We start from the raw sequence: 14,831 nt of genomic DNA, 5'->3' as shown, positions 1-14,831 counted from the left end.
GCCTTGGCCAGCTCGCCGTCCTGCGTCACACCGAACTCCTGCGCGCTCAGCGCCACCGTCTTCACACCACCGGTGGTGTGGGCGTCGGCGGCGGAGGCCTGCGGCACCAGCGCGAACGTCAGCGCGGCGGCACCAGCGGCCGTGACGAGACCGGCGGCGGAGAACTTGTGGGCCTTGGACAGAGCGGTATAGCCGGAGACGGTGGAACGCATGAGGAACTAAAACCCTTCCGATCGCTTGTGTCGCAGAGGCCGGACGTGGCGCATAACAGAAGCGCCGTTTCCCGGTCGACGGCGCCGTGCGACCCAGCCATTGTTAGCGGCCCGAAAACCCCCTGACAAAGGGTGTGACCTACGGCCAAACCCCGTAAAACACCCACCCCAACGCCCCGGAATGCCCCAATTAGGACCTCCGGCCCTACGACCCACCCTCGTATGTGACGGGGCCCACGTGCCCGGCCCCACACCCACACCCTTGATCCACCACCCACCGCGACCGGTCCGCTACACCGGCGACCGAGCTCTCAGGGCATGTCCCGGGGCTGGGGCGGGCCGGTGAGATGGGCGAGGGCCGCGTCGCGGAAGGCGCCGATGAGGCGCCTGCGGTCGTCGGTGCGGGTGGCGAGGACGACGCGACCGGGGTCGACACCCTCCAGGGCGATCGTGACGAGGTCCGGGCGGCGGTTGGTCGTCCGGGCCCCCGCCGGCACGATGGCCACGGCCTGGCCGCTCGCGATCACCTCGTGCTTGTCCTCGACCGTCTCCACCAGGGGACCGCCGGGCGCCGGGCGCCCGTCGGGGCGGGGGTCGACGCGCCAGAAGGCGTTCCACATCGGGTCGGGGAGGCTGACCATGGGCTCGTCGGCGATGTCGGCGAGGCTGACGGAGGCCCTGCCGGCGAGACGGTGGTCCACCGGGACCATGAGCAGCCGCGGCTCGTCGTGCAGGACCGTCACCTGGAGGCCGTCGGTCGCGAACGGCATCCTGGCCACCACGGCGTCGGCGCGGTGCTCCAGCAGGGCGCCGCGCGGTTCGTTCCATGCCAGGTAGAGCGTGCGCACCTCGGCGTCCGGGTGCCGTCGGCGCAGGTCGCGCACGGCGGGGGTGACGATGAGGCCGGTGGTGTAGCCGATGGTGACGTGGGCGGGCTCGGCGGCCGCCCGGGCCTGTGCCACGGCCTGCGCCGCGGACCGTAGGAGCGTCCTGGCGTGCCGCAGGAAGGCCTCGCCGGCCTCGGTGAGCCGGGCGCCCTGGGGTGTGCGGTCCAGCAGCCGGGCCCCCAGGCTTTCCTCGAGGCGGCGGATCTGCCGGCTCAGGGACGGCTGGGCGAGGTGCAGGACGGCGGCGGCCCGGCCGAAGTGCCGTTGCTCGGCGACGACGGTGAAGTGACGGACCAGGCGTAAATCCAGATCCGCGGAGGAGTCGGACGTCTCAGGCATGTCACGACTGTATTCCGTGTCACATGCACGGAACGCGGGTACGGCCTGAGCGGTGGTGATACCCGCGGCGTATCAGCCGTTCCGGATGAGGAATTGGACGGTGGGCGGGCGGTGGTCCCAGGGTGGGAGACACCGGCCGGAATCCGTTTTCGTCGAGCAAACGAGCACGTGAGGTACTCATGAAACTCATCGCCCGAACCGGGATCGCCGCGGCGCTGGCCGCCGGCGTCGTCGCCGCCGCCATCGCCCCCGCCTCCGCCGTCGTGACGCACACCCAGGCGGTGGCCGGCGTCCACACGGTGGCGCCGAACCCCAAGACGATCAAGCCCGCCGCGTACAACCAGGCCCGGAGCATCCTGGCGGGGGCCGGCAGCCAGACGGCCGCCAAGTCGCATCCCGTCCACGGGAAGGACGACGTGCCCGTCAGCTACGGGACCAGCCTGCTGGCCGCGTCCCGGGACGAGTTCCGGCAGACCGACAAGAAGCTCCCGGAGAAGAACAAGAAGTCCGGCATGTCGATACCGCACTACAACGCGATCCACAGCGCGGCGAAGACCATGGGCATCACCCAGTGGTGATCGCCCACCGGACCCGCTGACGCCTCGCCCCAGCTCCGTCCCCCCGGCCCCGGGGACGGGGCTGGGGCCGGTCAGGGGTGACGGCGGCGGCGTCGGCGGCGCCTCCTTGCCGCCGGGCTTCGGGCCGCTCATGATCGGCACATGTTCAGCGGCGCGCATGTGATCTTCTACAGCCGGGACGCGGAGGCGGACCGGGCCTTCATCCGGGACGTGCTGGAATTCGCCCACGTGGACGCCGGGCACGGTTGGCTGATCTTCAAACTGCCGCCGGCCGAGGTCGCGGTGCACCCGACGGACGACGAGCCGCGGCACGAGGTCTATCTGATGTGCGACGACCTGGACGCCGTGCTCGTGAGGCTGACGGCCCGCGACGTGGAGATCACGCGGCCCGTGAGCGAACAGGCGTGGGGACGGCTGACGGCGGTGCGGCTGCCGAGCGGCGCCGAACTCCCGCTGTACCAGCCGCTCCACCCCGTCGCGCACAGTCTGTGAGCCACCGCTTCCCCTGCTCTCCGCCCCTCACCCGAAGGGCACCCGCTCCAGCCAGAAGTCCAGCAGCCCGGCGTCACCCCGGACCTCCACTCGTTCGCTGCCCGCGGGCAGTCGCCGGTAGACGAGCAGGAGCAGGTCGGTCAGCGGGGCCCGTACGGAGACGGCGGTCGTCGCGGCGGTCGTCCCGTCCGTGCGCCGCCAGGCGATGACGTCGCCGGTGAGGTCGACCAGCCAGTCGGCCCGCGCCCCGGGCGCGGTGTCGGTGGCGTGGAGGTGGAAGGTGCGGCCGGGGCCGAGCAGCTCGCGGGTCCTGGGACGGATCTCGAGCATCATCGGCAGCGCGCCCAGTTCCATCCACTCGTCGAGGGCGTCGAGGGCGACCTCCTCCTCGACGGTGTACATGGCGCCGAGGGCCAGGACCGCGTCGGCCCGGTGGACGGCGGTCTCGTGCGCGGCCCTGCGGGCGTGGAAGCGGGCGGTCCCGCCGGGGACGGGGGTCCATACCCGCAGGTCGGGGCCGGCGTCCCGCAGGGTGTGCGCCAGGAGCGCCGCACCCTCGGCGAGCCAGGGGCAGAGTTCGGCGGGGTCCTCGTCGGTGTACGGGGAGAGGTCGCGGAAGAAGTCCTCCGGGATCGGCCCGTCGGCCCGGGTCCGTACCGTCTCCTCGACCCAGCGCTGGGCGCCGCCGAGATGGCGCAGGAGTTGGCCGAGGTTCCAGCCGGGGCAGGTCGGCACGGGGAGCGTCATGTCCGCACCGGCGACGTGCGAGCACAGCAGGTCGATCTGCTCGACGATCTCGGAACAGTGACGGCCGAAGTCCACGGGGTCCTCACTCGGGTCTCGTCGGCGGACCGTTCCCGCCTGGTTCCCGGGGCGACGGCGACGCGCGGTGGGTTCATCGTCGGCCGCGACCCCCGCCCCGCCCTCGGCATTCGGCTGCGCGAGGGCGCGGCGCGGGGGCACGACGCCGTGGGCCGTACCGGGCCGTCAGGCGATCCAGTGCGGGCGGCGCGACGTGCTGGTGGGCGGCAGGCCGTCGGCGAGCGCGGTGGCCATGCGGTGGACGGCCTCGCGCAGGGTGTCGACGGGGGCGGTGTAGGGGATGCGCAGGCGTTGTTCGAAGAGGCCCGGGTGGGCGCCGAAGTAGCCGCCGCTCTCGATGCGCACGCCGCGTTCGAGCGCGCGGTCGGTCAGGGCCGGGCCGATGGGGGCGCCCAGGTCGACCCAGAGGGAGAGGCCGCCGGGCGGTGACCGCCAGGTCCAGTGCGGCAGGTGTTCGGTGAGGGCGTCGGCCAGGGCGGCGCGTTGGACGCGCAACTGGTCGAGGCGGGGCGGCAGCAGGTCGCCGGCCCGGGTGAGCAGGTGGAGGGCCAGGAGCTGGTCCAGGACCGAGCCGCCCATGTCGTTGGCCATGCGCTGGCCGGCGAGTTCGGTCACCAGGGGCGAGGGGGCGCGCAGCCAGCCGATGCGCAGGCCGCCCCAGTGGGTCTTGCTCATCGAGCCGATCGTGATCACCTGTCCGCTGCCGCCGGGCCCGGCGTGGGAGGCGAAGGGCGGCGGGGCGGGGACGTCGAGGGCGAGGTCGGCGAGCGTCTCGTCGACGACCAGCCAGGTGCCGGAGCGTTCGGCGGCCCGCAGGACGCGGGCGCGCTCGGGGGCGGGCATGAGGCGGCCGGTCGGGTTGTGGAAGTCGGGGATCAGATAGGCCAGCCGGGGCACCACCTCGCGGAGCGTCGATTCGACGATCTCGATGTCCCAGCCGGCGTCGGTCACCGGGACGGGGACGGTGCGGAGCCGGGCGCGGCGCAGGGATTCGAGGGCGTTGGGGTAGGACGGGTTCTCGACCATGACGCGGTCGCCGGGCCCGCAGAGCAGTCCGAGGACCAGGGTGAGGGCGTGCTGGGCGCCGGCGGTCACGAGGATCTGCTCGGGCAGGGTGGCCAGGCCGCGCCGGGTGAAGCGGTCGGCGACGGCCGCTCGGAGGGCGGGCAGGCCGTAGGGGTGGTAGCCGGGGGTGTCGGCGTGACCGGCCAGGTGCGGGGTGACGTGGGCGAGCGCGTCGACGAGCATCCGCTCGGGCAGTCCGGGGGCCGCCGTGGCCAGGTTGATGGCGGCGTCGGGCGGGGTGAGGGCGCGGGCGAGGGCCCTGGTGGTGCGGCCTTCCGGCAGGGCGGTCCAGGTGCCGGAGCCCTGGCGGCTGTACGCGTAACCGCCCTCGCGCAGCAGGTCGTAGACGGCGGTCACGGTGGCCCTGCTGGTGTTCAGGGCCACGGCCAGCTCGCGTTCGGCCGGGAGCCGGGTGTGGAGGGCGATCCGCCCGTCGAGGATCAGCGTGCCGATCTCCTGGGCCAGGTGACGGAAGGCGGGCTTCGTTCCCGTCAGGTCGGGCAGCAGGGCGGCCAGTTGCCTGCCGCCCAGGGTCGCGCCGGTGGGGCGGGCGTGCGAGGCGGCCATCTTCGACCACTCCCCCTGAATTGGTCATGTTCTCCGGGCCAATCACTGTACAGACTCACTGCCAATGGCCGTGGGGGAACGCGACGACGTTCCTCGCGGCACCGGATGACGGATCGGCGCACAGGAGGCGGTCGGCATGAGGCGGGAGACGACGGGTGGGGAAGGGCGTGGTGGGTGGGGTCGGCGCGGGAGGCCCCGCGGGCGGGGCGTGCCGCCGCTCTCCTACGTCCCCCTCGGTGAGCGTCCGTTCGTCCGGATCCCCCAGTTGTTCGCCGGCCTGGCGCTGTACGGCTTCAGCCTCGCGCTCCTGGTCCGGTCCTCGCTGGGCGTGAGTCCGTGGAACGTGCTGTACGAGGGCGTGGAGCGCCATACCCCGCTGAGCTTCGGCGCGGCCGGCGGCGTGACCGGCGTCCTGGTGCTGCTGTTGTGGATACCGCTCCGGCAGGTGCCGCGGTTCGGCACCTTCGCCAACATCGTCGTCCTGGCCTGCGCGTCGGATCTCGGCCTCTCGCTGGTGCCGCGGCCGGCGGACCTCCCCGCCCGGGCGGCCCTGCTCCTCGGCGGCGTCCTGCTCAACGGTCTGGCCGGGGCCGTGTACGTCGGCGCGCGCCTCGGGCCGGGCCCCCGGGACGGCCTGATGACGGGTACCGCCGCCAGGACGGGCCGCTCCCTCCGGCTCGTCCGCACGCTCATCGAGGCCACCGTGCTCGCGGTGGGCTGGCTGCTGGGCGGGACGGTGGGGGTCGGCACGGTGGTCTACGCGCTCGCGGTCGGGCCCGTCACGCAGGCGTTCCTGCCGCTGTTCGCGTACCGGGGCATCGACCGGAGCGCAGGCCGGAGCGATGCCGTCGAGAGCACTCCGCCGCTCGTCCTCGGCCACGAACCCGTCGGCCCCCGCCGCTAGGCGGTCTCGTGGTCCGTGCCCTCGGGGTCGATGTGGGGCAGGATCCGGTCGAGCCGGCGGGGCGTCCACCAGTTGGCGCCGCCGAGCAGTGTCATCGACGCCGGGACGAGGAGCAGCCGGACGACGGTGGCGTCGATGAGGACGCTCACCGCCAGCCCCAGGCCGAGCATCTTGACGACGACGTTGTCGCTGACGATGAAGGCCGCGAAGACGCTGGTCATGATGAGCGCGGCACAGGTGATCACCCTGGCGGTGATCTCCAGCGCGTGGGCCACGCCGTCCCGGGTGTCGCCGGTGCGCAGCCAGGCCTCGTGGACGCGGGAGAGCAGGAAGATCTCGTAATCCATGCTCAGGCCGAACACGATGGCGAACATCATCATGGGCACATAGCTCTCGATGGGCACGGTCCCGTTGACGCCCAGCGCGGGGCCGCCCCAGCCCCATTGGAAGACGGCGACGACGACGCCGTACGAGGCGCCGATCGAGACGACGTTGAGCACGGCCGCCTTGAGGGCGACGAGCACGCCGCGGAACACGATCAGGATGATGAGGAAGGCCAGGCCGACGACCACCGCGATGATCCACGGCAGGCGGGCCGCGACGATGTCGAGGAAGTCGACCTGGGCGGCCGTGGTGCCGGTGACGTAGCCGTGCGCGGCGGTGCCGGACACCGCCCGCGGCAGGACGTCGTCCTTGAGTCGGTTGACCAGGTCGGTCGTGCCGGCGTCCTGCGGCGAGACCGCGGACAGGGCGGTGGCGGTCAGGACGTCGCCGTCCGGGGTGGGTCGCAGGGGGCTGACGCCGGCGGCGCCGGTGACGCCGGTGAGGGCCCGGGACGCCTGCCCGGCCAGCGCGGACCGGTCGGCGGCCGGGACCGCGCTCTGGTCGATGACGAGGGTCAGGGGGCCGTTGGAGCCCGGGCCGAAGGCCGAGGACATCAGGTCGTAGGCGCGGCGGTCGGTGAAGCTCGTGGGGTCGGCACCGTCCCCGATGTGCCCGAGCCGGATGGAGAAGACCGGGATCGCCAGGACGCCCACGATGACGAGGCCGACGGCGAGGAACCACCAGGGGTGGTGCTCCACGCGCCGCGCGTAGCGGTGCCAGCCCCCGTGGGCCTCGCCACCGGGCGTGCCGGGAGGCGTCTCCGCGACCGGGGTGCGCACGTGGTAGCGGTCGATGCGGCGTCCGACGAGACCGAGCAGGGCCGGGACGAGCGTGAGCGCGGTGAGGACCGCGGTGACGACGGTGATGGCTGCCGCGATGCCGAGCTTCCCGATGAACGAGACGCCGGAGACCCACAGTCCGGCCAGGGCGACGATGACGGTGCAGCCGGAGACCACGACGGCCCGGCCGTTGGTGGCCACTGTCCGGCCCGCGCTGACGGCCGGGTCCATGCCGTCCATGACGTTCTGCCGGTGACGGGTGATGAGGAAGAGGGCGTAGTCGATGCCCACGCCCAGGCCGATCATCGTCGCGAGCGTCGGCGAGACGGTGGCGAAGGTGAACGCGGCGGCGAACAGCCCCAGGCAGCCCAGCCCCGCGACGGCGCCGACGAGCGCGGTCAGCAGGGGCATCACCGCGGCCAGGACGCTGCCGAACCCGATCAGCAGGACGACGATCGCCGCGCCGAAGCCGATGAGTTCGCTGACGCGGTCGTCCGGCGCCGGCCGCGCGAGCTCGCCCAGCGGCCCGCCGTACTCCACCTCCACCCCGGCGGCGCGCAGCGGAGCCACCGCCTGGTCGACGCCGTGGAGGTAGGCGTCGCCGAGCGTGAGCGGCGGGGTGTCGAACCGGACCGTGATGTACGCCGTGCGGCCGTCGGAGGACAACGGGCCACTGGAGCTCCCCGCACCGGCGGGCGGTGGCTTCGTGCTTCCCTGCGGGGACGGCGGGGGCGGCGGGGGAAGGGGGTTCACCGCCGCCAGGACGTGCGGGAGCCGCCCGAGGCTCGTGACCGCGCCGTCGATCCGGCCGGAGACGGCGGTCAGGGGTCGCGCCGCGTCGTGCAGGACCACCGGGGCGCTGTAGCCGCCTGCCGCCGGGTCGTGGGCCTTGAGGACGTCGAGGCCGTGCAGCGACTGGGTGCCGGGGAGGGTGAAGTCGTCCGAGAACTCTCCCCCGAAGGGCTTGTTCAGCCCCTGGACGGCGCCGAGGACCGCCAGCCAGAGGACGATGACGACGACGGAGTGCCGGGCGCACCACTCCCCGAGCCCTCGCAGCCCGCCCCGGGCGGCCCGGCGTTCCCCCGGCGCGCGGGGCGGGCGCGGCGACGGCCTCACGGGCGGCTCCGGGGTACGGGGAGGGCTGGCACGGCGCCACCAGGATCACCGCCGGGCAGGCACACCGCCCTCCCACGACGACCGTTCGTGTGGCGTTGCCGGCTCCTTCTCCGCGCCCTCGCCCGGCGGCCGGTCGCCGACGGTGACGACCGCGTCCGGGGTGTTCCGGCCGAGCAGCAGCCGGTCGAGGACCGCGAAGACGGCGGCGGAGGTCCCGGTGGGCAGCGGCAGCGGCCACCGGACGGCCACCGCGTGCTCCCCGGCGGCGCGTCGCCAGTGGACCAGCGCCTCCGCGCCGAGGTGCGCGGCGGTACGGGCGGCCTGCCCGTCGCCGCCGGTCCGCGCCCCGGCCGAGCCGTGGACGAGGAAGAAGTCGGGTCGGCGACTGCGGGTCAGCGTGTCGAGCACCTGGCCGCCACCGATCACCGGTGTCAGCACGGCGCGCAACCGGTCGTCCGTGACGTCGGCGAGCGCGGCGTCGTCGTGGACCGCGCAGGCGTGGACGATCCCCCGGACCGGCCGCCCCGCGCCGCGGCAGGCGGCGAATACGCGCCGCATCGCGTCGAGGTCGGCGGCATCGGCGGCGAACGGGGCGACCGTCACCCCCAGGCCGGCCAGGTCCCGCAGCAGCGGGGCCGCCCCGGGCGCGGTCGCGCCGCGCCGGCCGACCAGGGTCAGATGCCGGGCCCCGCGCCGGGCCAGCCAGCGGGCCGTGGCCGCGCCCGGCCCGCCGAACCCGCCGGTGATCAGGTAGGTGGCGTCCGGGTCGATGCCCGGTACAGGTCCGCGCGGCTGCCGCGCCCCGGGCCGGGAGGCGGGAGCGAGAGGGGACTCGCCGAGCTCCAGGACCACCTTGCCCACGTGCCGCGCCCGCCGCAGGAGGTGGAAGGCCTCGTCCGTCCGGTCGGGCGGGTACGTCCGGTGGGGCAGCGGCCCGTACGTCCCGTCGTCGACGAGCCGGGCCACCTCGTGGAGGAGCGCGGTGGCGGCCGGATCGCCGGGGCGCGTCAGGCGGGAGACGTCGACGGCGAAGCACGCCGGGTCGTCGGCGAGGTCGCGCCCGCCGAGCGCCACGAACCGCCCGCCCTCGGCGCGGAGTTCCAGGCTCCGGACGCGGGCCTCGCCGCCCACGGGGTCGAGGACCACGTCCACCCCGCGGCCGCCCATGACGTCCCGCACCTCGTCGGCGAGGGCGGGCGTCCGGGAGTCGAGGACGTGCCGCACCCCCAGGAGGCGCAGCAGGTGCCGTCCGGCCTCGGTGCCCGCGGTCGCGATCACCCTGGCGCCCCGGGCCCGCGCGAGGCGGAGGGCCGCCGGCCCGGCCCCTCGGGCGGCCTCGTGCACGAGGAGGGTCTCCCCCGGGCGCAGTCGCGCCAGGTGGTCGAGGGCGTGGTGGACCGCGCAGTACGCGACCGGGAGGGTGGCGGCGTCGGCGAAGGACATGCCGTCCGGCACGCGCGCGACGCGGTCCACGTCGGCCAGGACGTACGTCGCCAGGCCCGCGCGCGGGAACCCGTACACCCGGTCGCCGGGCCGGAAGGCGGTGACGCCCGGTCCGGCGGCGGTGACCTCGCCCGCGCACTCCAGGCCGAGCCGGGGGACACCGTCCTCCTGGTGGACGGGCGGGACCGTGCCGGTCGCCGCCGGCACGTCCCGGTGGTCGAGGGCACCGGCCCGCACCCGTACGGCGACCTGGCCGGGGCCCGGGACCGGCGGTGGTTCCTCCTCCCACCGCAGCCGGTGGCCCGGGCCGGGGTCGTGGGCCCGGAGGACGTACGGGCCGGGGCCGGAGGCCGGGCCGGGAGCGGGGGTGTCCGCCGGCCGCAGGCGGGGCACGAAGCGTCCGGCGGGTGTGAGGACGACCTCGTCCTGCGGGGAGTCCGCCAGGAGTTCGGCGACGAGCGCGGCGATCGCGGGCGCGGAGTCGTCGTCGGACGCGCCCCGGACGAGCGCGACGCGCTTGACGCGCGGCCCGTGCCGCTCGGCCGCGAGCGACCGTGCCGCGCCCCACAGCGCGGCGTCCGCCTCGCGCGTGGACGGGGGCGTCGTCATGGCCGTCCCGGAGCCGGCCAGGACGACGTGGACGACCGGGTCGAGGCGCTCCGGCATCATGGCGCACGCCCGGGCGACGGACCGCAGGGCGGCGACCCGGGCGACGGCCCGTTCCACCGGCGGCCCGGCGGTGGAGTCGTCGCAGAGCAGGACGACATGGGCACGTTCGGCGTCCGGGGGCGTCACGGGGGCCCACGCGTGGCCGGAGGCGGCGACGACCTGTACGTCGGCCCGGACCGCGTGCCGCAGCGCGGCCGCCAGGGCCCGCGCGACCGGCGACGTCTCCCGCTCGGCCGCCACGAACCAGGCGGCCCGGGGCACCGGTGCCGCCGATCGGTGCGGTGCGTCCCGTACGGCCGGTTCCTCCTGACGGGGCGTCCGGGCGGCGAGCAGCAGCGCGTACGGCCCCCGTCCTGTGTGGACGACGTCGGAGAAGCCGGCCCGTTCGAGCGGCGTGGCCCCGGGCGGGCCGTCCGGCCACGCGTCGTCACCCGCGAGGAGCCTTGTGGTCGGGGCGAGCAGGGCCGCGTCCTGGCACTCCAGCACCAGCAGGTGGCCGCCGTCGGCGAGCAGTCCGCCGACGCGCTCCAGCGCGGCGGGGAGGTCCCGCGCGGTGCGCAGGGCGTTCCCGGCGACGACCACGTCGTAGGAGCGTTCACCGAAACCCTGTTCGTCGAGGTCGCGGTCCACGTCCAGGGGTTCGTACGTCACGACGTCGTGGCCGGCGAGGCGCTGCCGGGCGTGGTGGAGGCGGTCCCCGGAGGCGTCGGTGAGGACGTAGTGGGTGAGGTGCGGGGGCAGCTGGGGCAGCAGGGTGGCGGCGAACAGGCCGCTGCCGCCGCCGAGTTCGAGGACGCGCAGCGGCCGGTCACCGGGCCACGAGGCGATGGCGTGGCGCAGCAGTGCGGCCGCGTGGCGGTGGTACGGGCGCAGCAGATGCTCGAAGCCCTCGGCCGGCGGGTCGTCCTCGGCGAGGAGCAGCTCTGCCGGGTCGCGGCGGCCGGTGAGGACGGCGGCGAGCTCGCTGCCGCAGGTGTCGTACAGCGTCCACGCGGCGGTGGCGGACGGCATGTCGTGGACGGCGGCCCGGACGAGGCGTTCCGGCTCGGCCGCCGTACGGGTCCGCCGGTGCCGTTCGCCGGCCGGCCCCACCGGTTCCAGCAGGCCGTGCCGGGCGGCGTCGGCCGTCAGCGTGGCGAGGACGCGGCGGTGGTGGGGCCGGACGCCCGCGGCGACGAGGTCGTCGGACGTGAATCCGGGGGCGGAGGCACCGGCGAGGGCGGGCGGCAAGAGCCGGTCGATCGCGGCGGCCGTGAAGTGGGCCGCGATCTCCTTGCAGCGGGCGGCGATCCCGGCGAAGGCGTCGACCGCCGCGAGGTCGTCGGGTGCCGTCACGGCCCGGGCCGCCGCCAGGACGGCGGACGGTGGGGGCAGCGGGGACGGTGGCACCGGGGTGCCGGGCAGGGGCGCGGCGCGCAGCACCGTGGTGAGGCATCCGGCTCCGGCGGTCATACGCGCACCTCGCATACCGTGGGCGGGGAGAACAGGGGCACTCCCCGCCAATTCATCACGGACCGCCGCCCGGGACCTTCCCCGAAACCCGCTCCCCCGCCATCTGCACCCGGACAGGTGAGGCACGCCGGGCGCTCTTTGACCCGTGGGCCCCACGGATGGCCCGCGCGTGAAAGGTCCCCGGCGGGATCGCCGGGGACCGGAAGATCGTCGGAAAGGTGCGTCAGACGGTGCGCCGGACGGTCAGACCCGGTCGGCGGCGATCAGGAGGTACTGGAAGCTGCCGTCCTTGTACGCGGTCAGGAAGGCCTTCTCGATGCCGGTGGCCAGCGGCGACTGGGCGCGCAGCTCCCAGTACGGGATGGTGGCCTCGGTGAGGTCCACGACGGCGGCCGGGACGAGACGGTTGCGGGCCATCTCCTTGAAGTAGCTGCTGCGGGGGTGGATGTCGCAGATGTAGTGGGCGTTGATCTCGCTGACGGCCCGGGACGGCAGTCCGTAGGTGTCGTTGTAGCAGCCGGTGATGGTCACATAGCGGCCGCCGTGCCGGAGCATGCGGGCGTACTCGGGGAACAGCTGGGAGAGGTCCACGTACATGGTGCTCTCGTTGTTCCAGATGGCCCGGAAGCGGCCCGTCTCGAAGCCCGTGTCCAGCATGTTCTTGAGGTGGAAGCGCACCTTGTCGGCCACGCCGCGCTTCTCGGCCTGCTCGTTGGCGAAGGCCACCTGGGTCTCGGAGATGGAGATGCCGTCGACGTGGCAGTCGAACCGCTGGTTGGCGACGAGGCTGCTGCCGCCGCGGCCCGAACCGGAGTCGAGCAGCCGGTCGTCGGGGGTGACGGTGCCGAGGTGGCCGAGCAGCAGGTCCGCCTGGGCGCACTCCAGGCGGTGCAGCTCGGCGGTGATCCGCTCGTCGCGGGTCTCCTCGGGTCCCTCCAGGACGGACCAGTCGACGTCGCCGATGCCGTAGTGGTGGTGGTAGATGCCGTCCACCTCGCCGAGGCGGAGGTTGACGGGGTTCTTCTCGTGGTTCCAGTACTCGGCGACGGACCGCTGGTAGGCGCTGGCGAGCACCGAGGCGGGGCGGGTCTCCTGAATGGTCACCGTGTCTCCTCTGCAGGGTCTTTCGAGATATCGATCAATCGGCAAACTGTGTGCGGCGACGGGGTCACTGGGCCGGCGTGGCGCCGGTGTAGCGGGGGCTGGTCGCGTGCCACTCCTTGCTGCCGCCCATCCACGCCCACAGCCCGGCGAGGTAGCGGCGCAGCGCGGGGGAGCCGGCGGCGCTCAGCGCGGCGCACTCCGCCTCCACCGTGCGCATCAGCTCGTCGTGGACGCAGGCCGCGCGGTCGACGGCCTCCTGCAGTGAGCAGTTGTCCTCGGCGGCGATGAGGTTGGGGAGGTTGGTGTCGGTGGGGTCTTCCTTGTGCATCGAGTACAGGTCGTTGAGCAGGACGTTCGCCGTACCGGCGTAGAGGTAGGTGCGGCGTACGCGCTCGTCGGCGAACTCCGCGGCCGGGAGTTCGTAGCCGCCGACCGGGTCGATGAGGACCATGCAGGGGTAGAAGGCGTTCTCGTAGCGGTGGAGCATGTACTCCCACACGGCGGGCCGCCGTCCCGAGCTGCGCCACTCCCCCTCCTGGTTGTAGCCCACGAACATCACGGCGAGTTCGTGGCGCAGCCGTGCCACCTGGACGGGGCTGGCGATGCGGGCGAGGTGGTCCAAACAGGAGCGGAACGCGCGCAGGACGGGCTCGCGGCGGACGACGTTCTCGAACTGCCCCAGATAGCGGGCGGGCAGCCGGACGGGGTCGACGACGGCGTGGGCGAGGGCCAGGCGGGAGCCGATCAGCTCCGGGGAGGTGTCCTCGCCCTCGTCGACCCAGTGATCGTCGACGGCCCACTCGGCGAGTCCGCAGCGGGCGGCGGTCAGGATGCGCTCGGGGTCGTCGGTGTCGGGGTGGGCGAGCATGAACAGCCGCCCGAAGTGGTGGGACCGCAGGCGTTCGATGCGCCCCTCGAAGATGCCGATCTCCTCGGCCCATTCGACGAGCCGGTTGTTGACCTCTTCGCCGAGCGCCGGGTCGTCGCGCTCGGCGTCGGGGCAGTAGAGCGGGGGGACGCGCACGGAGGAACGCGAGGAGCCGGACGATCCCTCGGTACGGTCGTCCGCCGGCCGGGCGGGGGGCGCGGCGGGCGGCTCCGCGCGTCCCTCCGGAGCGACGGGGGCGGTCGGGGTCGCGAGGGCCGCCGCGGCGGAGTCGCGGAACTGGCGGGCCGCCGACGTACCGAGACCCGTGGGCCCGGCGAGGAGACCTCGCAGCGCCTCCGCCCCGAGCGGGGTGGCACCGTCGAGCTGGGGCATCCGGGTTCCCTTCGCTACGCATGCGGGCATCGACCAGCAGAGTGGCGGGACCACGGGCTCCAGCACAGCAAGAACGGTGCACGTTCATCCGTACGTAGCTGGATATGTTTATACGGTCGAGCGGTGGTGTAGATACGACGGAATACGCACGCGCGGTCGGCGCGTCAGCTCAGTCGCCACTCCCCGGTCATGGCCGCACCTCACCCCATCCTCTTTGTCGCGATTTCGTCGGTACCGACCACGGCAGAGGCTGACGTAACGGCAACCACAAGCCGCCGCGGATTCCATCGAGTGGATCAAGGCGTCGTAATCTGATGATCATGCACAGCAGCCTGACGGAGCACGCCCGATGCCTCTTCGGTGACGACTACCGGCCCCTGCCCGCCTGCGGCGGCGCCCACCACCCGCAGCACTTCGTCGAGGAGCTCACCTTCGCCGACGCCGACGCGATCCTCACCATGCTGCGCGAACTGGGTCCGGCCGTCGTCGAGGGCCGCCTCCCCGTGTGGATACGCAACCTCGCCTACCGCCTGCTCCTCCTCCAGCGGCCCGACGAGCCGGCCCTGCTGCGCGAGGCCGCGGACAGCCTCCACCTCCACGGCCCCGACTGGGACGACATCGCCGCCGATCTGCGCCGGCGGGCCGACGCCCTGGAGGCCGCGGCGTAGTCGCCCGTGCGGTCCCCCGGCGTGCGGTTCCCAGGCATGCGGCCCCCGGGCGCGTAGGGGCACGCGCCGGGCCTGTGCCGATCCGCCGG

General features: G+C 74.1%; 11 protein-coding genes and 1 pseudogene. 4 read left to right on the top strand and 8 right to left on the bottom strand.

Annotated elements, in window-relative coordinates; translation table 11 throughout:
- Together AC07BS_RS28550 and AC07BS_RS28545 are read right to left on the bottom strand one after the other, a co-directional pair.
- Window positions 1-212 (bottom strand): annotated as a pseudogene (locus tag AC07BS_RS28550) (transglycosylase SLT domain-containing protein); the annotation flags it as partial.
- Window positions 213-523: 311 nt separating this feature from the next.
- Window positions 524-1,438, bottom strand: coding sequence for a LysR family transcriptional regulator (locus AC07BS_RS28545; RefSeq protein ID WP_478650400.1), 915 nt, complete (start codon window positions 1,436-1,438; stop codon window positions 524-526).
- A gap of 179 nt (window positions 1,439-1,617) precedes the next feature.
- On the opposite strand from AC07BS_RS28545, the gene AC07BS_RS28540 reads away from it, so the two are divergent.
- A complete protein-coding gene (locus AC07BS_RS28540; RefSeq protein ID WP_478650402.1) occupies window positions 1,618-2,016 on the top strand; it encodes a hypothetical protein in 399 nt (132 codons plus the stop codon).
- Window positions 2,017-2,157: 141 nt separating this feature from the next.
- Window positions 2,158-2,508, top strand: a complete 351-nt coding sequence (locus AC07BS_RS28535) for a VOC family protein (protein ID WP_478650404.1) — start codon at window positions 2,158-2,160, stop codon at window positions 2,506-2,508.
- A gap of 27 nt (window positions 2,509-2,535) precedes the next feature.
- Here AC07BS_RS28535 and AC07BS_RS28530 read toward each other — a convergent pair whose 3' ends face one another.
- Both AC07BS_RS28530 and yczR read right to left on the bottom strand, forming a co-directional pair.
- Window positions 2,536-3,330, bottom strand: a complete 795-nt coding sequence (locus tag AC07BS_RS28530) for a maleylpyruvate isomerase N-terminal domain-containing protein (RefSeq protein ID WP_478934922.1) — start codon at window positions 3,328-3,330, stop codon at window positions 2,536-2,538.
- Window positions 3,331-3,495: 165 nt separating this feature from the next.
- Window positions 3,496-4,962, bottom strand: coding sequence for a MocR-like transcription factor YczR (yczR, locus tag AC07BS_RS28525; RefSeq protein WP_478934921.1), 1,467 nt, complete (start codon window positions 4,960-4,962; stop codon window positions 3,496-3,498).
- A 208-nt stretch (window positions 4,963-5,170) separates the two neighbouring features.
- Here yczR and yczE point away from each other — a divergent pair, with 208 nt between their 5' ends.
- Window positions 5,171-5,866, top strand: coding sequence for a membrane protein YczE (gene yczE / locus AC07BS_RS28520; RefSeq protein ID WP_478650410.1), 696 nt, complete (start codon window positions 5,171-5,173; stop codon window positions 5,864-5,866).
- On the opposite strand, the gene AC07BS_RS28515 is transcribed toward yczE, so the two are convergent.
- The 4 genes from AC07BS_RS28515 to AC07BS_RS28500 form a co-directional block, all read right to left on the bottom strand.
- Window positions 5,863-8,145: an MMPL family transporter gene (locus AC07BS_RS28515; RefSeq protein WP_478934920.1), complete on the bottom strand. Its 2,283-nt coding sequence runs from the start codon at window positions 8,143-8,145 to the stop codon at window positions 5,863-5,865. The two genes, yczE and AC07BS_RS28515, sit on opposite strands and share 4 nt — an antisense overlap.
- Before the next feature lie 45 nt (window positions 8,146-8,190).
- Window positions 8,191-11,709, bottom strand: coding sequence for an SDR family NAD(P)-dependent oxidoreductase (locus tag AC07BS_RS28510; protein WP_478934919.1), 3,519 nt, complete (start codon window positions 11,707-11,709; stop codon window positions 8,191-8,193).
- Window positions 11,710-11,952: 243 nt separating this feature from the next.
- On the bottom strand, window positions 11,953-12,813 hold the full coding sequence (locus AC07BS_RS28505; RefSeq protein WP_478650416.1) for a geranyl diphosphate 2-C-methyltransferase: 861 nt from the start codon (window positions 12,811-12,813) through the stop codon (window positions 11,953-11,955).
- Between the two features lie 64 nt (window positions 12,814-12,877).
- Window positions 12,878-14,074, bottom strand: coding sequence for a family 2 encapsulin nanocompartment cargo protein terpene cyclase (locus AC07BS_RS28500; RefSeq protein ID WP_478650418.1), 1,197 nt, complete (start codon window positions 14,072-14,074; stop codon window positions 12,878-12,880).
- A 320-nt stretch (window positions 14,075-14,394) separates the two neighbouring features.
- Between AC07BS_RS28500 and AC07BS_RS28495 the strand changes: the two genes are divergently transcribed.
- Entirely contained in the window at window positions 14,395-14,742 is a 348-nt protein-coding gene (locus AC07BS_RS28495; RefSeq protein ID WP_478650420.1) for a hypothetical protein, read from the top strand.
- The last annotated feature ends 89 nt before the right edge of the window (window positions 14,743-14,831 follow it).

The organism is Streptomyces sp. NPDC044063 (assembly GCF_056434285.1).
Note: the sequence above shows the minus strand (reverse complement) of the source record. Positions and strands in the feature narration are given on the sequence as shown.